At 51.0% G+C, this 18489-nt stretch carries 17 protein-coding genes; 14 read left to right on the top strand and 3 right to left on the bottom strand.

The window, feature by feature from the left end:
- Both TX85_RS21620 and sspI read right to left on the bottom strand, forming a co-directional pair.
- Positions 1 to 336 (bottom strand): IS256 family transposase (locus tag TX85_RS21620; RefSeq protein ID WP_044481944.1); only part of this gene is annotated, 336 nt, incomplete at its 3' end.
- Positions 337 to 968: 632 nt separating this feature from the next.
- Complete coding sequence (gene sspI / locus TX85_RS21615; protein WP_044481943.1) at positions 969 to 1202, bottom strand: small acid-soluble spore protein SspI; 234 nt, start codon at positions 1200 to 1202, stop codon at positions 969 to 971.
- 170 nt (positions 1203 to 1372) lie between these two features.
- On the opposite strand from sspI, the gene TX85_RS21610 reads away from it, so the two are divergent.
- The 11 genes from TX85_RS21610 to yunB all read left to right on the top strand — a co-directional run bounded on the left by TX85_RS21610 (position 1373) and on the right by yunB (position 13501).
- Complete coding sequence (locus TX85_RS21610) at positions 1373 to 2047, top strand: potassium channel family protein (RefSeq protein ID WP_044481942.1); 675 nt, start codon at positions 1373 to 1375, stop codon at positions 2045 to 2047.
- A gap of 28 nt (positions 2048 to 2075) precedes the next feature.
- Positions 2076 to 2876, top strand: coding sequence for a TrmH family RNA methyltransferase (locus TX85_RS21605; protein WP_044481941.1), 801 nt, complete (start codon positions 2076 to 2078; stop codon positions 2874 to 2876).
- Between the two features lie 612 nt (positions 2877 to 3488).
- Positions 3489 to 4760 carry a MerR family transcriptional regulator gene (locus TX85_RS21600; RefSeq protein WP_044481940.1) on the top strand — a complete coding sequence of 424 codons (1272 nt, stop codon included), beginning with the start codon at positions 3489 to 3491 and terminating at the stop codon, positions 4758 to 4760.
- Between the two features lie 162 nt (positions 4761 to 4922).
- Positions 4923 to 6734 carry an FAD-dependent oxidoreductase gene (locus TX85_RS21595; protein WP_044481939.1) on the top strand — a complete coding sequence of 604 codons (1812 nt, stop codon included), beginning with the start codon at positions 4923 to 4925 and terminating at the stop codon, positions 6732 to 6734.
- A gap of 161 nt (positions 6735 to 6895) precedes the next feature.
- Complete coding sequence (locus TX85_RS21590; protein ID WP_049895152.1) at positions 6896 to 8455, top strand: spore germination protein; 1560 nt, start codon at positions 6896 to 6898, stop codon at positions 8453 to 8455.
- A 20-nt stretch (positions 8456 to 8475) separates the two neighbouring features.
- The gene (locus tag TX85_RS21585; protein WP_044481938.1) at positions 8476 to 9669 is read left to right on the top strand and encodes a Ger(x)C family spore germination protein; all 1194 of its coding nucleotides are present in this window, start codon (positions 8476 to 8478) and stop codon (positions 9667 to 9669) included.
- A gap of 2 nt (positions 9670 to 9671) precedes the next feature.
- The gene (locus TX85_RS21580) at positions 9672 to 10772 is read left to right on the top strand and encodes a GerAB/ArcD/ProY family transporter (protein WP_044481937.1); all 1101 of its coding nucleotides are present in this window, start codon (positions 9672 to 9674) and stop codon (positions 10770 to 10772) included.
- Positions 10773 to 10788: 16 nt separating this feature from the next.
- On the top strand, positions 10789 to 10959 hold the full coding sequence (locus tag TX85_RS26885) for a hypothetical protein (protein ID WP_158297364.1): 171 nt from the start codon (positions 10789 to 10791) through the stop codon (positions 10957 to 10959).
- Positions 10938 to 11519 (top strand): cysteine hydrolase family protein, encoded by a 582-nt coding sequence (locus tag TX85_RS21575; RefSeq protein WP_044481936.1) that lies wholly within the window; start codon positions 10938 to 10940, stop codon positions 11517 to 11519. The genes TX85_RS26885 and TX85_RS21575 overlap by 22 nt, the downstream gene beginning before the upstream one ends.
- A 1-nt stretch (position 11520) precedes the next feature.
- A complete protein-coding gene (gene nadE, locus TX85_RS21570) occupies positions 11521 to 12339 on the top strand; it encodes an ammonia-dependent NAD(+) synthetase (RefSeq protein ID WP_044481935.1) in 819 nt (272 codons plus the stop codon).
- A gap of 133 nt (positions 12340 to 12472) precedes the next feature.
- Entirely contained in the window at positions 12473 to 13501 is a 1029-nt protein-coding gene (gene yunB / locus TX85_RS21565) for a sporulation protein YunB (RefSeq protein WP_316244902.1), read from the top strand.
- Positions 13502 to 13734: 233 nt separating this feature from the next.
- Here the strand turns inward: yunB and TX85_RS21560 are convergent, their stop codons facing one another.
- Complete coding sequence (locus TX85_RS21560) at positions 13735 to 14760, bottom strand: M23 family metallopeptidase (RefSeq protein WP_081671850.1); 1026 nt, start codon at positions 14758 to 14760, stop codon at positions 13735 to 13737.
- A 318-nt stretch (positions 14761 to 15078) separates the two neighbouring features.
- On the opposite strand from TX85_RS21560, the gene TX85_RS27775 reads away from it, so the two are divergent.
- From TX85_RS27775 to nrdG, 3 genes are all read left to right on the top strand, one after another.
- Positions 15079 to 15510 (top strand): YutD family protein, encoded by a 432-nt coding sequence (locus tag TX85_RS27775; RefSeq protein WP_233500821.1) that lies wholly within the window; start codon positions 15079 to 15081, stop codon positions 15508 to 15510.
- Positions 15511 to 15763: 253 nt separating this feature from the next.
- Positions 15764 to 17944 (top strand): anaerobic ribonucleoside-triphosphate reductase, encoded by a 2181-nt coding sequence (gene nrdD, locus TX85_RS21550; RefSeq protein WP_101781210.1) that lies wholly within the window; start codon positions 15764 to 15766, stop codon positions 17942 to 17944.
- 5 nt (positions 17945 to 17949) lie between these two features.
- Complete coding sequence (nrdG, locus tag TX85_RS21545) at positions 17950 to 18453, top strand: anaerobic ribonucleoside-triphosphate reductase activating protein (RefSeq protein ID WP_044481932.1); 504 nt, start codon at positions 17950 to 17952, stop codon at positions 18451 to 18453.
- Positions 18454 to 18489: the final 36 nt, after the last annotated feature.

Here is an 18489-nt window from a genome sequence, read left to right as displayed (position 1 = left end):
AATGACCATCTCCATCAGTGCAAGCACAAGAGCTTGTTCACTTCGTTGATAGCGAGAAAAGAGCTCCGTGGAAAACTTACCGTCTCTGAAACGAGGCACATAAAGCGTCAGATTACCTACACGAGTGGTCAGGGTATGTGGATAAGTTCCATTGCGGTAACCAAGTCGTCCCTCCGTTCTCTCATATTTTTCTGCTGCTAATTGATCCGATGCTTGTGCCTTCAATACTTGATTTAATACGGATTCCAACAAAGCGGACACCCCCGCATCCTGTGAACTACCTAAAAACAACTGATGCAAAAGCTTGGAATCTAGGTTAATCTGGTATTGAGTCATATCAAAATCCCCTCCAAAGAATGTTGTCTCGACAACCTCATTCTAAACGAGGATTTTGACTATGGCTCCTTTTATTTTTGAAGCTTAGCTTTTTACACAATTATATGGACTCTACTAGGAGAGGGTGCTCATGCGGCAATTATAGTGCAGAATGTCACTAAAATTGCAGGAGAGGGTGCTCATGCGACGATTATAGTGCAGAATGTCATTAAAGTCTTCGAGGCTTACCAAAAGTAGCCTGGAGGCCAGGTGGCTTTCCCCCGTTTATAATTTAATCAAGAAAAGCCGCAGTAGACGCAAGGAACCAAGGGGGCTAAGCGAAAGAAGGCCCCTTAGCACCTTGGCTTCTATGAACATCACTCTATTTTATTAAAGGGTGAACTAAATTTTAATTTTGAGACACCCTTACTTTTGAAGTATAAAGCGAAAGCGTTCGCCTTTGTGAGTGAATTTCTACCGAATAATATCTTAGTTCAATAAGAGAAATCTGCGAACAACAGCGATCGTAAGAATACTTTACACGTTGCCCCCGGAACGTAAAATTCAGTAGTTCACCTTATATATGTATATGCAAGAAGGATCCCGCAAAGAGGACATGAACTGTACCGCTTTGCGGGGGTCGGGCGAAACCTTTATTTCAATGGCTGAAGATTCGACTGCTCGAGCTGGTCATGCACCAGAGAGACAATCTCATCCTGTTTGGCTGGATCGATGTTTCTCCACATCATCTCAAAGACGACGCCAAGTCCGGGAAGAGCAGCTTCCTGAGCGCCGATCGAGCCCTCGATCATCTCATGAAGTCCGGCCTCGTCCTGTCCGTGCATTTTGTGCATAACGGCTTGTCGCAAATCCATAATGATTGGCATCGGTTACCCTCCTTGAAATCGTAGTTGCCCGCTATATAGCGTGCCCTGTAATTGCCCGGGAAATTCAAGTTTTCACCATGGTATGATATACTTGACAAACGAGTTCAAAAAGACAGTTTTTTTGAATAATCTCTTTCAAATTATGAAAGTCGTTCAGGTGGTGTAAATAGATGGCACGTGCAACAAAAAAGCAATACGCCGTAATCGGCATGGGACGGTTCGGCTTGAGCGTGGCCACGGCACTAAGCGGGATGGGCTTTGACGTGCTGGCCGTGGATTCGGATGAGCAGCGCACGCAGGAGGTATCCAATGTGGTAACTCATGCGGTGACCGCCGATTCGACAGAAGAGGAGGCCCTTCGCACGCTGGGTATCCGCAACTTTGATGTGGTAGTAGTCGCCATTGGCGAAGATATACAGGCAAGTATTTTGACTACCCTGATTCTAAAGGATATCGGGGGTCCGCTGATCGTCGTGAAGGCTCAGAACGAGCTGCACGGCAAGGTGCTGAACAAGATCGGCGCAGACAAGGTGATCTTTCCGGAGCGCGATATGGGGCTGCGGGTAGCTCATCATCTGACCTCGCCTAATATTCTGGATTATATCGAGCTATCTGAGGAGTACAGCATTGTCGAGCTTAGAGCAACGAGAACCATGCTCGGGCAGAATCTGAAGGAGCTGAACATCCGGGCCAAGTTCGGCTGCAACGTCATGGCGATTAAGCAAGGCTCGAAAATGAATATTTCGCCGTCCGCCAGTGATCGGCTTGTAGATGGAGACATCCTGGTTATCGTCGGTGAAAAAAATGATTTGAAGAAGCTGGAGCTGGCTTACTCGGAAAGCTAACTGTTCGAATAAAGGATGGAATAAAGAGATGCAGATTTTGTCTTCCCAAAATGCCAGGGTCAAGGAATGGTCCTCCCTGCTGGAGAAGAAGCAGCGGGACAAGCTGGGCAAATATATTCTCGAGGGCATTCACCTCGTGAAGGAAGCGCTGGAAGCGGACGCGGTGGTGGAATGCGTCTGCTATGAGCTCGAGGCGGGAATCCCGGCGGAGCTTGCAGCCGCGGCATCGGCACGCCTCGATGTGGACTGGATCGGCGTCTCGGCGGCGATTATCGCGAAGTGCAGCGATACCAAGACGCCGCAGCCGGTGTTTGCGGTCGTGCGCAAACACGCGGGCTCCGCGCAGCCGCTGCTGGAGGCGGCTGCGGGCCTGGTTGTGGTGCTCGACGGTGTCCAGGACCCTGGCAACGTCGGCACCATCATCCGCACCGCTGACGCGGTCGGTGCGGATGGGGTCATCGTCGGCGCAGGCTGCGCCGACATTTACGGGCCCAAGGTGCTGCGCGCCACCATGGGCTCGCTGTTCCACTTGCCGGTAATCCACGGCAAGCTGGAGGAGCTGCTGCCGCAGGCCAAGGGCCGCGGCATTCGCCTGGCCGGCACCAGCCTGCAGGCCGCGGTGAATTGCTTCGCTTATGATTTCACCGGACCGACCTGGCTGCTGTTCGGCAGCGAGGGCGCGGGCCTGAGTCCCGCGGTCCGCGCCCTCATGGACGACGGCCTCATCATTCCGATGCGAGGCCAGGCTGAATCGCTCAATGTCGCGATGGCCGCCTCCGTGCTGCTCTACGAGGCACTGCGGCAGCGGCATTATCCCGGCAATAATTGAATTGCCTGATCCATATTGCTCGAAGAGGGTGTCCCAAAACTATCATGGATGGTTGGGGGCACTTTTTTTCAAGGTGAGGTTACGGGCGTGCGTTGCTAAATTAAGTGCCGAGAAGCACTAAAATGCTTGGCGGGCGGCTCGTGCGACAAAATAATTGCCGAAAGGCATTAAAATTCCTGGCGTAAGTGCTCATGCGTCAAAAATAAGTGCCAAAAGGCATTAAAATTGCTGGTGTGGGTGCTCATGCGACGAAATAAGTGCCAAAAGGCATTAAAATTGCCGACGTGGGCGCTCGTGAGGCCATTATGATGCAGAATGTCACTAAGCCGCTTCGCTCCTTGGTTCCTATATGAATCTCACTCTGTTTTGTTATTAAGGGTGTACAGAATTTTACTTTCGGGACACCCTCACCTTCGATCCTATGCAAAGAATCTATTGCGGCTCTGGAAAGGTTCGGATACGATGAAGACAGGATGACAAGGGATCTTCCGTGACATACGCTGAATTAGCAGGGCCAATAAAGTGATTATTTTCACAAAATAATTTTCACAAATTGATTTATTCCGGCTCGAACATGCATCGGAGCTGATCCCATTCGAAGGAGGTACGGATTTGAGAATCGGCGAGTTCTCCAAAAGGAACAATATTACCCAGGATGCGATCCGCCATTATATCGATCTGGGATTGCTGGTCGTAGAGAAGCAAGGCTCCCATTACTATTTTACTGAAGAGAACTGCTGTGATCTGCAAAAGATCATGATGCTGAAGGAGCTTGACTTTACATTAAGCGAAATCCAGACCATTCTGTGCTTCAACCGCCTAGAGGGAGAGCGTTCGAATGATTTCCGGCGGTTTCTGTTGTCATTGCTGGAGCGGAACAGGGCGCGGGTGAATCAGAAGCTGCAGAAGTTCAACGAGATTGAAAAAATCCTGAAGCAGAAGATCCAGGAATTGACCAGGGAGGAGGAAGGAAGGTCAAAGGTGATGGGTTTCCCGCTGTCCTCGCTCTCCGTACTGTGCTGCCCCTCCTGCAAGAACCAGCTGCACATTGCGGGAGGCACGATCGAGAATCACATGCTGCTCACCGCGGATGTCTTCTGCGAATGTGGCTATGAGGCGATCGTCGAAGACGGGATCTTTATTGACCGTCAGGCAGTCAAGAAGAGAAACATGCCGTCGAAACAAGAGTTTCTGGAGTCCACCTCGCCGCATTACATTAATTTTATGTATAACGGAACTACGACTTTGATGGATTATATTCATAAGCATGCCAGACATTCGGAATACATCCTTGAACTGGATCATTGCGTAGGACGTTTTCTAATGCAGTACATCGACCAGATTCCTGAGGGCTGCACCTATATCCTGCTCAGTACCGATCTGGACCGCCTGAGGGAGCTCAAGCACAATCTGCAGCTGCAATACGGGGAGAAGTCCTTCATCTTCCTGTGCAGCGAGCTGAAGCAGATTCCTCTTGCATCAGGCTCCATCGATATTATCGTCAACCATGGCATGAACACCCAATATGCGTTGTCCGAGAAGAAGTTCCTTCCTGCCGTAGCTTCACCGCTTCTGAAGCCTATGGGATTGTTTGCGGGGGCGTTCTGGCATCTGGGCATCCGCAGCGGAACCGGAATCCATAACCCGATGGAGGCGAGGGACTATCTGTGCCGGAACGAGATTATCAAGAGTATGGAGGAATTGAACTTTTCTTCACTAAATATGGAGGATTTCGGACCGGTTAAAGACAGCAGCCCCTATTTGGCTTTCAAGGATAAGGAGCAGTATTTAACGCTCTATGCCGGAATTAGGAACAGCAGTAATGAAGCTTTACCCAGAAATACCGCTCGGGAAATATGGCCGACCCAACATAGAATTTCTTAGTCCTGGGGCAAATAGGGTTAAAACATAGGGTTAACCCCATGATTTGGACATCAAGGCCGCCTTATTAAGTTATTTATTTCACAAATTGAGATTGACTTGGTGATTACCCCACTTTGTAGACTTAGCTTATAACTTGAGCACAGCAATAGGGGGAGAACAATCATGAGCAGGATCTGGAAAAAAGCATTAATAGTGATGATGGGCGCTCTGCTGGTATTCAGCCTGGCCGCCTGCGGAAATTCGGGGAATAGCGGCAATAAGGCGGCCAACGAAGCATCGGGCAGCAGTGTATACAAAGCTGGAACATATACGTCAGTCGCCAAGGGAAATAACGGAGACGTTACGGTTGAGGTTGTATTTGATGCCAATGCGATTGTATCGGTTACCGTGAAGGATCATAAAGAAACTCAAGGGATCAGTGATCCGGCCATCGAAAAAATACCGCAAGGCATCGTGACAGGTCAGACGCTGGCGGTGGATGTAATCTCGGGCGCAACCAATACCTCTAATGCCATTTTGACGGCGGTTGAGGACTGTGTGAAGCAGGCCGGCGGCGACATCGATACATTAAAAGTAGCCGCTGCGGTCAAGGAAGGAGACAAGACGGACAGCGAAATGTCTACGGATGTAGTCATTATTGGTGCAGGCGGCACCGGGCTTGCGGCAGCCGGTTCGGCCTTTGAACAGGGCGCCAAGGTAGTCGTTCTGGAGAAGCAGGGCAATGTCGGCGGCTCCACCGCGCTGTCCGGCGGGGGAATTGCAGCGACAGGCACCCGCTTCCAGGAGGAAATCGGTGTGAAGGATACGCCTGAGGACTGGATGAAGCTGTGGAAAGAGCGGCAAAGCACCAGCAATCCGGACAGCCAGTATCCAGACTATGACCGGGTCACGAAATTTATGGATGATGCTGTGGATACAACGCACTGGCTGGTGGATTACATGAATCACAAATATGCCCGCGTTGAGGGCTACGGTCTGGATCCGGTGGCGCGTCTTCACTTCCCGGAGAAGGGCGGAGCAGAACTTATCTCCAATCTGGAGAAGACCGTTCGGGAAAAAGGGATCGACATTTTGTTGGAGACCAAAGCAACCGAGCTTCTGACGGATGAGCAAGGCGCCGTTGTTGGCGTCAAGGCGGAGAATGCGGAAGGCACGCTGACCGTTCATGCCAAGAAAGTCATCATCGCCGCAGGCGGCTTTGCCAAGAATGAGGAAATGATGCAGCGCTTCCTGCCTCAGTTCGTGGAGGACATCGATATCAGTGCAGCAGCCGCGGGAAGTACCGGGGACGGTATTTTGATGGCGGAGAAAATTGGTGCAGCCCTGTATGAAGACCCGTGGGTTATCGGTCTGGGGATGGGCAGCCGCATCCAGGAGCTGGGCGGACTGAGCTGGGATACGACGAAGATTCTGGTCAATGAAAAGGGCAACCGCTTCTTCAACGAGAACAGTCACTACGCTATTGTGACTAATCAGGTCGTGAATCATGAGCAAGTATGGATGGTGATCGACTCCAATGAAGCAAATACCAAGACCATTGAATCGATCCAAGGGTTGCTGCCTAACGATGAGATTGCCACGGGCGGCACGGTGCAGGAGCTTGCCGATGCCATGGCGGTTCCGGCGGATGCGCTGGGGGCAACAATCGATACGTTCAACAGCGGGGTTGCTTCCGGTAAGGATGCCTTCAACAAGGAAAAAGAGACGCTTATAGCGATTAATAAGGGCCCGTACTATGCCTTTAAATTCTATCCTAAAACGATGGGTACCTTCGGCGGAGTCAAAGTGGATGAACATTATCGCGTATTAAAAGAAGATGGAACGGTCATCCCGAATCTGTACGCTGGCGGAGAAGCAGCTAACCGCTCTATCTATAATCAGGTATACATGTCCGGCAGCGCGGTCCAGTATGCGCTGACGAGCGGTCGATTGAGCGGTGCGCATGCTGCGAACGCAATGAAGGAAGGGCAATAAGGGCCATAATAAAAGTGAATGAGGGCGCCTGCCGGACGAAGTTTCCGGCAAGGCGCTCTCTGTGTGTAAACGCCGGAAATCTGAGGTTTCCGGAATAGTTTTCTGGAAAATTCATCATACTCAAATAGAAGAAATTGGACGAGAGAGGAGGCAGGAGGAAGATGGGCAATCCGGATTCCGGTACGATAACCGGAACTACCAAGCTGACCGGCGTGCTGGAGGATGACGTGCAGTTGTATCGCAAGCGGTTGGAGCCGGGAGCTGACGTGCAATATAATCCGTTCACGCTTCGAACCGGCAGGCAGGGCTATTTGATTTTGATCCAAGGGATGACGGACGAGCTTCGGTTCCAGTCGGATATTCTCGAGCCTTTGAACCGGATGGATTCGGAGCAGCTGAAAGGATGGGATGAGCAGAACTCCAACGAAAAAGACGGAGGCTCTGAGGATGTGTTCGAGTCTCTGTCTCAATCGAAGCAGCTTCGTCTGATGAATAGTGTGGAGGAGAGCCTGACCGGCCTATGCAAAGGGGAGACGGTTGTGCTGCTGGACGGATGTGCTCAGCCTTTGATGGCGGCTCTGCATAAATGGGAGCAGCGGTCGATTGAGGAGCCTGCCGCCGAACCGACGATTCGAGGGGCAAGAGACGGCTTTACGGAGAGTATGCAGACTAATATGACCCTGATTCGGCGAAGATTGGCAACTCCGGATTTGAAGGTCGAAGCTATCCCAACCGGCAGGGTAACCAAGACGGACATCATGCTCGTCTATCTTGAGTCCATTATCATGCCTGGTTTGCGGGAAGAGGCAAGACAAAGAATTTCGCGGATCGATATCGATGCGATCGTCGAGAGCGGATGTCTTGAAGAACTAATCTGCGACAATACCTTCAGCGTCTTCCCGCAGCTAATCAATACGGAACGCCCCGATCGGGTTGTAACGGCCCTTCTGGAAGGCAGATTGGCGATTGTGGTGGATAACACCCCTTTCGTTCTTATCGCGCCGAGCACCTTTGCCGACAGTCTTCATGCAGCGGAGGATGATTATCAAAATTATCTTTTTGCCTCCTTTGCCCGCTTGCTGCGCTTCTTTTTGTCGTTGTGTGCTTTGCTGCTCCCTTCGTTATACATTTCTCTCACTACGTTTCATCAGGAAATGATGCCGTCCGATCTGCTGCTGGGTATCTCAGCATCACGTGAGGCGGTTCCCTTCCCGACGCTGGTAGAGGCGCTCCTGATGGAGATTACGTTTGAAGGGCTGCGCGAGGCCGGAATCAGGCTTCCCAAACCGGTGGGACAAGCGGTGAGCATTGTCGGTGCCCTCGTGATCGGACAGGCCGCGGTACAGGCGGGTATCGTGTCGGCTGCACTGGTGATCATTGTGTCATTTACCGGAATCGCTTCCTTTATTTTTCCGATATATAGCCAGGGATTGGCTTTTCGCCTGCTTCGCTTTCCCATGATGCTTCTGGCCGCAGTGCTTGGGCTATACGGGATATTTTTGGGCCTGCTGATGCTCCTGATCCATTTAATGAAGCTTCGCTCCTTCGGGGTTCCGTATTTTTCCCCCATTATGCCCTTCCATCCGGAGGGACTCTTGATTTCGTTGCTTCGGCTGCCCAAGTGGGCGGTGAAGAGCCGGCCGGTAGAGACGGCCAAGAGGAACAGGAAGCGAATTAAGGACCATATGCGCCCGCATCCGCCCGCTACACCGAAGGGATAGCTTTCCGAAAGGAGTGCATCATGCGAAAGTCTGCGGTATCGATATTAATATTGTGTATGGTATTGAATCTGACAGGCTGTTGGAGCAACCGGGAGGTCAATGATATTGCGATCGTTACGGCCACCGGTCTGGATCTGACGAAAGAGGGGAAATTCCGCCTCAGCTTGCTTATTGCGGTACCGCTGCTGATCGGTACCGCAACGTCGCAAGGAACGGGAACGACGGAACTGGCGGCTTCGGCCGGCTGGCTGGTCGCAGAGGATGGGGATACGGTAATGGATGCCTATCGCAATCTGCAGCAAAAGCTCCCGAGAAAAATATTTTTTTCCCATAACCGTGTCATTATTATCGGAAAGCAGTTGGCCGCCCAAGGTACGGTGCAGGTTCTGGACTTCTTTCAGCGCTACCGGCAATCTCAGATGAAAAATTTCCTGGCCGTCTCGGAGACGACCGCTCTTGAGCTGATGCAGTTTCAACCGAAATTTGAGAAATTGGCGTCCGAGGTGCTGGTCGATGAATTCGATCAGCGGGTTCTTCCTTCGATCCGGTTGGTCGATTTTCTGAATATCTTGCAATCCCAGGGAGTCGAGCCGGTGGTGCCTATGCTGGGGATTGCTCCTTCCGGGAGAGGACAACCGAAGAAGAAAGGAACGAGTTTGTCGGTTTCCGGCACTGCGGTCTTTAAGAATGACCGGATGATCGGCAAGCTAAACAGCAGGTTGTCCAGGGATTTGCTCTGGGTTCTGGATTCAATGAACGAAGGCGTGATTACGGTTGATGTTGAACAGGCCCAGCGGAAAGGGAAGATCAGTGCCGAGCTGGAAAAGGCGGATGTGAAGAGAAAAATTGAAGTGAACGGCGATCGCGTGAAGGTGAAGCTGAAGGTGAAGGTTACTGCAAATATTTATGAGAATACGTCCAGCATGGATTTGGCGGATGCTAAGAACACCCAGTTAACCATCCATGATTTGAAGCAAGATATCAGGACGCGGATTGAGCGCACGATCAAGTATGTTCAAAGCAACTTTAACAGCGATATATTCGGCTTTGGCCAGACCATGTATCGAACCCGCCCATCGGTCTGGAAGAGCCAATTCAGGGAACGATGGGAGACCGTTTTTCCGGAGATCGAGCCGGCAGTGGAGGTTGAGGTCCGGGTGCTGCGGAACGGGCTTACCAACAAGTCGATTAAGCTGAGCGAGGTGAACCCCTGAGCATGAACCGGGTGCAAATATCCAAATATGAATTGTTCTCGCTGATTATTTTATTCCAGTGGGGCACAACCATTATCTTCGGTTTTGGCGCAGCTGCAGGCCGTGACGCATGGATCGCTTCGTTGATCAGCACTGGGATCGGAACCGCGCTGATCTTGCTGTATGTGCTGATTTTTCGTTTGGGGGGAGACAGAACACTTGCGGAGTGGTTCACCTATGCATTTGGAAAATGGGTGGGAACACCGTTATCCTGGCTCTATCCGCTGATCTTCATTTATAACGGGGCTCGGATTATCAGCGATATCCGTTTCCTGCTCCCCGTAACGATCATGAACCTTACACCCGACTGGGTGATCGGTATCACCTTTCTTGCCGTAGTCGTCTACGCCATGCTGGGAGGGATTGAGGTGCTGGCTAGAATTGCTGCGTTTTTGCTTCCTTTTTTGCTGCTTGCAATTGTACTCGAGATGATTTTACTCGGAGCGTCGCGCAGTCTTCATTATGTGAATTTGCTGCCGATCGTCGGCGAGGGCTGGGGAAGAATTTGGGAGTCGATATGGCCGCTTGGCATTATGCAGACCTATGGGGAGAGTATCGAGTTTGCGTTGATCTGGGGTTATGTCAGCCAGAAAAAAGGATTAGCCGCCACGACAGGCTCTGCTACCCTGTTCGCCGGCTTCTTTATCGCGCTGCTGGGCCTGCTCACCATTGCCGGTATGGGGGAGGCCGTCTTCCAACAGATGATGTATCCGGCCTTTGCTTTGCTTAAATTATCTCGAATAACATTTATAGATAATCTGGATGCCCTGGGAATCATGTATCTTGTGATCAATGCATTCATCAAGCTGTCGATGCATCTCTATGCGGCTTCCCTCTTCATTCAGCAATTGATCGCAGCCAAGAAGATCCGGCCGGTCATTTTTGCTGTAGCCGGGCTGGCCCTGCTCCTCTCGATGACTATGGTCGTCAGCTTTACGGAGCATCTTGAGGTGGCGATGGTGACCGTTCCGTATCATTTATGGTTGCCGTTGTATCTGGTATTGCCTATGATAGTTCTAGCGGTTCTTCCTCTCAGGAATTGGATTGGGGGGAAGAAGTCATGAGTATTTATTTCTTTCCATGGGAATCCCATCATTTACTGGTATCGCCATGGCACTTGCAATTGGTGTTGATTATCGGGGCATTGCTTGGTTCAGTGATTACATGGGTAAGGAAAAAATAGCAGACTGCCCTAGTTCAGCGCAAAAAAAGGAGATGAGTACAACAGCATGGAGAAGAAGCGGTCATTAATCAATATTGACTATACCTGGGATTTTGTCGCCGATGGCGGAGCGCTTACTTGCGGGGAACCCGGACAGATGATCGAGCAGGCGATTGTCGCGCTGACCTCGCAGTTTATCTCCGAAGGCGATTTTGTTGTCTTTGCAATTGACCGTCATGAGCAGGAGGATGAATTCCATCCCGAGACGAAGCTGTTCCCGCCTCATAACATTGAGGGCACGCCCGGACGAAAGCTTTACGGAGCCTTGGAGCCGTTATATCAAGCACACAAGCAAGATGGGCATGTGCATTGGATGGATAAGACGAGGTACAGCGCATTTGCCGGGACAGATCTGGAATTGCAGCTTCGATCCCGAGGGATCACAGAGCTTCATTTGGTCGGGGTCTGCACGGATATCTGCGTGCTTCATACGGCAGTGGACGCCTATAACAAGGGCTTTGAACTGGTCATTTACGAAGATGCGGCGGGCAGCTTTGATCCCGAAGGCCATGTCTGGGCGTTGCGTCATTTTAAGGGCTCACTAGGGGCGGATATCCGCAAGGTAGAGCAAGCGACAGGAGGACATTAGGATGAGTTTGCAGCAGGAGATTATTCATACGCTTCAGGTGAAGCCCATGATCGATGCCGGGGCGGAGATTCGTTCGAGAATAGACTTTCTGAAAGCTTATTGCGTTAAGTCGCATGCGAGAGGGTTTGTGCTGGGGATCAGCGGCGGGCAGGACTCCACACTGGCAGGTCGGCTATCCCAGCTCGCGGCTGAGGAGCTGCGCGCCGAGGGACGGGATGCCGTCTTTATCGCGATCCGTCTTCCGTATGGTGCCCAGCAGGACGAGGAGGACGCCCAAGCAGCGCTGAATTTTATAGCACCGGATCGTTTAGTGACTTTTAATATCCAGGAGCCCGTAAGCGCCTTTTCGGAACAGTTCGGGGCGGCCTTCGGCAGCGAAATGTCCGACTTCAATAAAGGGAACGTGAAGGCCAGAATGCGTATGATTGCGCAGTATGCCGTTGCCGGTGAGACCGGATGCCTGGTCATTGGGACCGATCATGCCGCTGAAGCTGTCACCGGGTTTTATACAAAGTTCGGTGACGGCGGGGCCGATGTGCTTCCGATCTCGGGCCTGACCAAAGGCCAGGGCCGTCAGCTCCTTCAGCATCTGGGGGCGCAGGAAAGGCTGTATCTAAAAGTCCCGACGGCCGACCTCCTGGACCTGAAGCCGCAGCAAGCGGATGAGACGGAATTGGGACTGGCCTATGAGGTGCTGGATCGCTACCTGACCGGTCAAGAGGTGGAACCTCAGGACAAGGAAAGTATTGAGCGGCGTTATATACTATCGCGCCATAAACGGGAACTGCCCGTTACTCCATCGGACGACTGGTGGAAGTAAGGGCCTGGAACCGGACACAAGGTTTCTTTTCAGGAAGACTCTGCCTGGAGCAATAGGCGGAGTCTTCTTTTTTTCGCCCGTCCTGCATACCTTTTATAGTAGCTTGCCCACAGACCGGACAGGGGGAATAGAGATGCTGTTCAGAAGGGGTTGGAGGCGCCGCAGAAATCTGATGTGGTTCAGAAGCATGGCTTTCAAGCCGGCTAGCGGCTGGAGAAGAAGCCGGGGCTGGAAACGGAGCGGCACTGCCGGATGGCAGAGACGCAAGTCTGTCAGTCAGCGCGAGGGTATGGTCAGTCAGAGTGGAGGGAAAAGCTGGCAGAGCGGAAAAAAGAGCTGGCAGAGCGGAAAAAAGAGCTGGCAGAGCCGCCGCAGGAGACAGCCGATGAAACGTCGCAAGGTTGTTTTGATCGTATTTTTGATCGTAATGGCACTGTTCGTTCAATTTTTTATATATGTTGAGCAGCACATGAGGGGGCCTATCATTCACCTGGCAAAAATCCGCGTCAAGCAAATAGCCACGGAATCGATAAACGAAGCGATCACCGCTCAGGTTGCCAATGAACAGCAGGTCGATAACCTGATTGATTGGAGAACCGACGATTCGGGGAAAGTATCCGGGTTTATGCTGAATTATTCCGCCCACATGCGGATTACTTCGGATACGATCCAGACGGTGCGGAATACCTTGGATGAGGTTTCCCGTCTTTCGGAGCATATTCCGCTCGGTCAGGCGCTCGGTAGCCCCATTCTTGCTTCCTTTGGGCCGGGTATTCCCATCAAGATCGAACCGAAGGGCGATGTGAAGGTAGACTTGAACACCCGAAGGCAGGACGCAGGTATCAACAACATTCTGGTGGAGGTTTATTTGCGCGTCCGAACCGAGCTTGCGGTGGTCGTCCCCTTTGATATGGAGGCCCAAACGGTGGAGACGGAGATTCCGGTGTCTTATCTCCTCGTAGTGGGCGATGTGCCGATGTATTATTATGATGGCAAAGGCAATCCCGTCGGCGACCAGGCCGGAGCTCCGAGCATCGCGCTCCCGCCAATGAGCGGAGGGACCTCGAACCCGTCGGGCCAATCGGAATCGGACGATAAGCAGGCGGAGACGCCTGTGGAAAAGGAAGGCTCATCGGAGACGAACGAATCCGCGGATCATTGACTAACTTTAATTGTGTTTGTGCGGTGAAATTAAGTGACAAAAAGCATTAAAATTGCTGGGGCAGGTGATCGTGCGGCTGCATAAGTGCCAGTGGGAAAGAAGGCAAGTAGGCACTTAATTCACGCAGTTACGCCATACAATACGGAGGCAGTCCAGAAAGTCAGTGAAATCTGACTGCTGGACTGCCTCCGGCTTTTTTTTTCTACTGCTTCTAAGGGCGTATATCCCGGGATTCAGGAGGAGCCTCTTTTCTTCTGACGGTCGGTTCGCTCCCATTGCTTCAAGAGCGGATAGGGATTGAAGGCCCACTCGGTTGACCCGGTATCCCGGTAAATGCCGTAGTGAAGATGGGGAGGGAAGCGCCCCTGCGTTCCGGGCGGCCCGTATCCGCTGCTTCCTACCCAGCCTATGGTCTTCCCGGGCTCGATCGGATCACCGACTTCGATTCCTTTTTCATACCCCTGAAGATGGGCGAAATAATGGTATCGATTCTGCAAGTCGCGGATTCCGATTCTCCACCCCCCATAGGGGTTCCAGCCTTTTGTTTCAATGATTCCGTAGCAAGCGCTGCGAACCGGCACACCGTACGGAGCAAACAAATCCGTACCCTCATGGGTTCTTAGTCCGCCCCAACCGCGCCGGTCTCCCCAGGTATCCTTATACGTATAGATGCTTCTCACTGGGAGGGGAAAGGCGCCCTTGTGGAAATCGACCGGTCCGAAGGTATTGAATATTTTGGCGAACTGACGAATTCGGGTAACGGCAGAATCGCTCTGATAGTACCGCCATAAGGCGATGCGGAAGTCTTCTTCCTCATACCCGTTATTGCTCAAATAAGAGGCCAATGTGTACAAGGCATCCCGATCGTTGCCGGGATCGGCCAGCCCGTCGGCGGTCGCGTCCTTACCGGCTCCTCCGAACAAACCGATCGTTGCGGGATTGTTATCCTCCGGATCGGGATTCAGCTTACCGGTCCAGAATGAATCCTTGAATCGGATGCCGATGAGACGCTTGCTGTCTCCTTCTGCTTGCTTTCGCGGTGTTATCGAACGCTCATATTGGTCGACGGCTGCCAGCCAGTGCCATGGGACCTTGGTTAGCATGCCGATCTCCTTGTACAAGGAATGCCTGAGCTCATAGATGCTCGGTTCAGCTCCGGTGCTGCCGGCTTCGTTGGCTGCAGCCCGTGCGGTGCCAAACCCCGGAGCAGCGCATAGTATGGCAGGCAGGACCAGGCAGATCAGGTATCTTACAAGCATGCCGCAGGTTCTGGGATGCGATCTCAAGGAAGCTCTCCTCCTTTGGATAAATGCTGTCCTTTTAGCTTGATGTAAATGCTGCGTTTTTATTCCATAAGTAGTGTTATTTTCATAAGCGGAATGAATTCCGGGAATGATGATATATAGTTATTTCCAGTAGATTCATGATATAATTAATGGCATTGTAAGCTTATACCGCAAGGGTTAGGGTTCTTCAAGATGATGATGGATGCTGCGCTTGAAACCTTAAATAGGATAAACGAAGAGCCATAAAGAAGGAATGCCCGCTTCTGTGCAGGCGGGACTGGGGGTAGAATAATGATTCAAATCGGCGGCAAAACATATGAGTTGATTCAGAATTACAAGGATGCCTGGGATGCCGAGGCGTTCAAACAAAGATACAGCGAGGTGCTGGACCGGTATGATTACATTATCGGAGACTGGGGCTATGAGAAGCTGAGGCTGAAGGGGTTCCTGCGCGATAATCATCCGAAGGCGAACCGCGATACGGCCTACTCAGGCATTACGGATTATATTAATGAATACTGTAATTTTGGCTGCAAATACTTTGTTCTGCAGAAGGCCAAGGATTCCGGGACCAAGGAGCAAAGCAAGGAGCACGCCCAAGAATCTAATAAAGAGCATGGCAAGGGACATGTGAAGGCGCACGCAAAGGATCAGACTAAAGAGCAGAACAAAGAACAATCCAAGGAACTATCCAGGGAACATTCTAAGGAACAAGTGAGATAGTCTTGCTAAAATCAAAGATTTAAATGAATAAAGGAGCTGCTTCTAAATCCAGGTGGATTTTTGAGGCGGCTCCTTTTTGGGGTACACTTTTAACATCAACACTATATATAGTAGTATTTCGCCTTCTGCAGTGTTCATAATCACTGTAAGTTGATTTTTAATAAGGTATACTTTCTGGACAAGCGGGGCTATGAGCTTAGACTTCCCTCTAGTTGAACACCTGATTTTAAAATCATTACAAAGGATGGAACTCATGATAGTTATTAAGCGAGACGGTTCAGAGGTAGCTTTCAATCAACAGAAAATCATCGATGCGATTTGCGCAGCCATGAATAGTACGAAGAAAAAAGGCGATTCCGAATTGGCACAAAAGATAGCCGACAAAGTGACGCGGAAAATTTCCAAGCTGGAGAAGGTGGATATCGAGCATATTCAGGACGAGGTTCAATCCGCTCTGATGAATAGCAGAAGAAAAGACGCTGCCGAGGCCTACATCGGCTATCGCGAAGTCAGAACCTTGAAACGGCGTGAACGCAGCAGCCTGGATAAGAAGGTGCTCGGGCTTCTGGAGCTCACCAATGAAGAGGTATTGAAGGAGAATTCCAATAAGGATGGGGCAACAATACCTACGCAGCGTGATCTGCTTGCAGGCATCATGGCTAAGGACTTCGCCCAGACCTACATGATCCCTAAGCGGGTCGTCGAAGCCCACAACAGCGGAGACCTTCATTTTCACGATCAGGATTACAGCCCCTATTTTCCGATTTATAACTGCATGCTGATCGATCTGAAGGGAATGCTCGAGAACGGGTTCAAGCTGGGTAACGCCCAAATCGAAACCCCCAAGTCGATTACAACCGCCACAGCCATTACCGCACAGATTATCGCGCAAGTGGCGAGTCATATCTATGGCGGCAATACGATTAATGAGATTGATGTCATTTTGGCTCCGTATGTGTTTGAATCTTTTAAAAAGCATTATCGCAAAGGCCTGGAATGGCTGTATATGCTTGAAGATGAAGAAATCGAAGCCATCGATGTTTCCTGGGAAAATGCTGATCTACATAAGAAATACCCTCGTTGTCTCGAATATGCGAAGAAATTGACCGAAAAAGAAACGTATGATGCATTTCAATCCCTTGAATATGAAATCAATACGCTGGTAAGCGCCAACGGACAAACTCCATTCAGCACGTTTGGCTTCGGACGCGGATTGTCTTGGGCGGAGCGCCAGATCCAGATCGCTATTTTGCAGAACCGGGTCCGCGGGCTGGGAAGAGACGGGAAAACCGCCATTTTCCCTAAGCTGATCTTCGGCCTGGAAGAGGGAGTCAATTTAAAGCCCGGGGATCCCAACTACGATATCAAACAGCTGGCTTTAAAATGCAGCACATTACGGATGTATCCCGACATTATTTCCGTTCCGAAAGTAAAAGAAATTACCGGTTCTTTCAAGTTTCCAATGGGCTGCCGCTCATTTCTGGGCAGATATGAAGAAAACGGGGAGGAACTGCATGACGGCCGATTTAATATGGGGGTAGTAACCGCCAATTTGCCGCGGATCGCAGTCAAAGCGAACGGCTCCGAAGCCGCCTTCTATCGACTCTTGGACGAACTGCTGGAAGTGTGCAAGGAAGGGCTGATGTATCGCATCGAGCGCTTAAAAGGCGTGAAAGCAAAGGTGGCTCCTATTTTGTACATGGAGGGGGCGGCGGGCAGCCGTCTTCAACCGGAGGACACGATCGATCATCTGCTTAAGAACGGCCGAGCCAGCATTTCTTTAGGCTATATCGGGATTCATGAAACGATGATGGCTCTGTACGGCACCTGCCTTTTTGATGATGAGGAATTACGAAAAAAAGGGCTGCAAATCGTACAGCACTTAAGCCAAAAAGCCGAGCAGTGGAAAGAGGAGACCGGTTACGGCTTCAGCTTGTATTCCACACCGGCGGAATCGCTATGCTACCGGTTCTGCAAGCTGGATGAGGAGAAGTTCGGCCATATGGACGGAGTGACGGATAAGGGGTATTATACGAACTCCTTCCATCTCGACGTGAACAAGAAAGTAACTCCTTTTGAAAAGATCGAATTCGAGAAGGATTATCCTCCGTATGCCAATGGCGGATTTATTACGTACTGCGAATTTGATTCGCTCGTCAACAATCCGGAGGCGCTGGAAGCGGTATGGGATTACGCTTATGAACGGGTGCCTTACTTTGGCACGAACACGCCGACCGACAAATGCCTGGAGTGCGGGTTTGAAGGGGAGTTTGAAGCAACCAACACCGGGTTCCAATGTCCAAACTGCGGCAATGCCAATCCGAAAACCTCTTCCGTCATCCGGCGCTGCTGTGGTTATCTGTCGGAGCCGAGCCAACGGCCGTTCAATGCGGGCAAGCAAAAAGAAGTGCTCTCCCGCGTGAAGCATATGTGACGCTTATGTACATCGCGGATTATAAAAGATTTGACGTCATCAATGGGAGAGGACTTCGGCATTCGATATTTACATCAGGCTGTACGCATCACTGCAAAGGCTGCTTTAATGCAGCCACATGGAACTTTAATTACGGAAAGCCCTATACGGAAGAACTGGAAGAGCAAATCATTGGCGATTTGAATATGCCGGATGTTCATATTGCCGGCTTGTCCATATTAGGCGGAGAGCCGTTTCAGAATGTCGACGGACTGCTGCGGCTTGTCTCCAGGGTTCAGAGCGAATGCAGCGGCAAGGATATCTGGGTCTGGTCGGGTTATACGTTCGAAGAGATTGTCGCGGACGAAAGCAGGCGGGAACTGTTAACCTATTGCGACGTTCTGATCGACGGAAAATTTGTTCTGGAACGGCGCAATCTGAAGTTAAAGTGGAGGGGCTCCGACAATCAGCGCGTGATCGATGTGCGTGAAAGCTTGCGATCCAAGCAGGCTGTACTAATGCCCCTATAAACAGAGAAAATACAAAACAGCCCTCGTCTTGAAGTT

Source organism: Paenibacillus antibioticophila (genome assembly GCF_000455265.1).
In the GTDB taxonomy this organism is placed as follows: domain Bacteria; phylum Bacillota; class Bacilli; order Paenibacillales; family Paenibacillaceae; genus Fontibacillus; species Fontibacillus antibioticophila.
Note: the sequence above shows the minus strand (reverse complement) of the source record. Positions and strands in the feature narration are given on the sequence as shown.

What these genes read in the sequence shown, in the direction of transcription:
- TX85_RS21585 (WP_044481938.1), top strand. Translation starts at nt 8,476, where the DNA reads ATGCGAAAGTCTGCGGTATCGATATTAATATTGTGTATGGTATTGAAT.
- nrdD (WP_101781210.1), top strand. Translation starts at nt 15,764, where the DNA reads ATGATAGTTATTAAGCGAGACGGTTCAGAGGTAGCTTTCAATCAACAG.
- TX85_RS21605 (WP_044481941.1), top strand. Translation starts at nt 2,076, where the DNA reads ATGCAGATTTTGTCTTCCCAAAATGCCAGGGTCAAGGAATGGTCCTCC.
- TX85_RS21590 (WP_049895152.1), top strand. Translation starts at nt 6,896, where the DNA reads ATGGGCAATCCGGATTCCGGTACGATAACCGGAACTACCAAGCTGACC.
- sspI (WP_044481943.1), bottom strand. Translation starts at nt 1,202, where the DNA reads ATGCCAATCATTATGGATTTGCGACAAGCCGTTATGCACAAAATGCAC.
- TX85_RS27775 (WP_233500821.1), top strand. Translation starts at nt 15,079, where the DNA reads ATGATTCAAATCGGCGGCAAAACATATGAGTTGATTCAGAATTACAAG.
- TX85_RS21575 (WP_044481936.1), top strand. Translation starts at nt 10,938, where the DNA reads ATGGAGAAGAAGCGGTCATTAATCAATATTGACTATACCTGGGATTTT.
- yunB (WP_316244902.1), top strand. Translation starts at nt 12,473, where the DNA reads ATGCTGTTCAGAAGGGGTTGGAGGCGCCGCAGAAATCTGATGTGGTTC.
- nadE (WP_044481935.1), top strand. Translation starts at nt 11,521, where the DNA reads ATGAGTTTGCAGCAGGAGATTATTCATACGCTTCAGGTGAAGCCCATG.
- TX85_RS21610 (WP_044481942.1), top strand. Translation starts at nt 1,373, where the DNA reads ATGGCACGTGCAACAAAAAAGCAATACGCCGTAATCGGCATGGGACGG.
- TX85_RS21560 (WP_081671850.1), bottom strand. Translation starts at nt 14,760, where the DNA reads ATGCTTGTAAGATACCTGATCTGCCTGGTCCTGCCTGCCATACTATGC.
- TX85_RS21580 (WP_044481937.1), top strand. Translation starts at nt 9,672, where the DNA reads ATGAACCGGGTGCAAATATCCAAATATGAATTGTTCTCGCTGATTATT.
- TX85_RS26885 (WP_158297364.1), top strand. Translation starts at nt 10,789, where the DNA reads ATGGGAATCCCATCATTTACTGGTATCGCCATGGCACTTGCAATTGGT.
- TX85_RS21595 (WP_044481939.1), top strand. Translation starts at nt 4,923, where the DNA reads ATGAGCAGGATCTGGAAAAAAGCATTAATAGTGATGATGGGCGCTCTG.
- nrdG (WP_044481932.1), top strand. Translation starts at nt 17,950, where the DNA reads ATGTACATCGCGGATTATAAAAGATTTGACGTCATCAATGGGAGAGGA.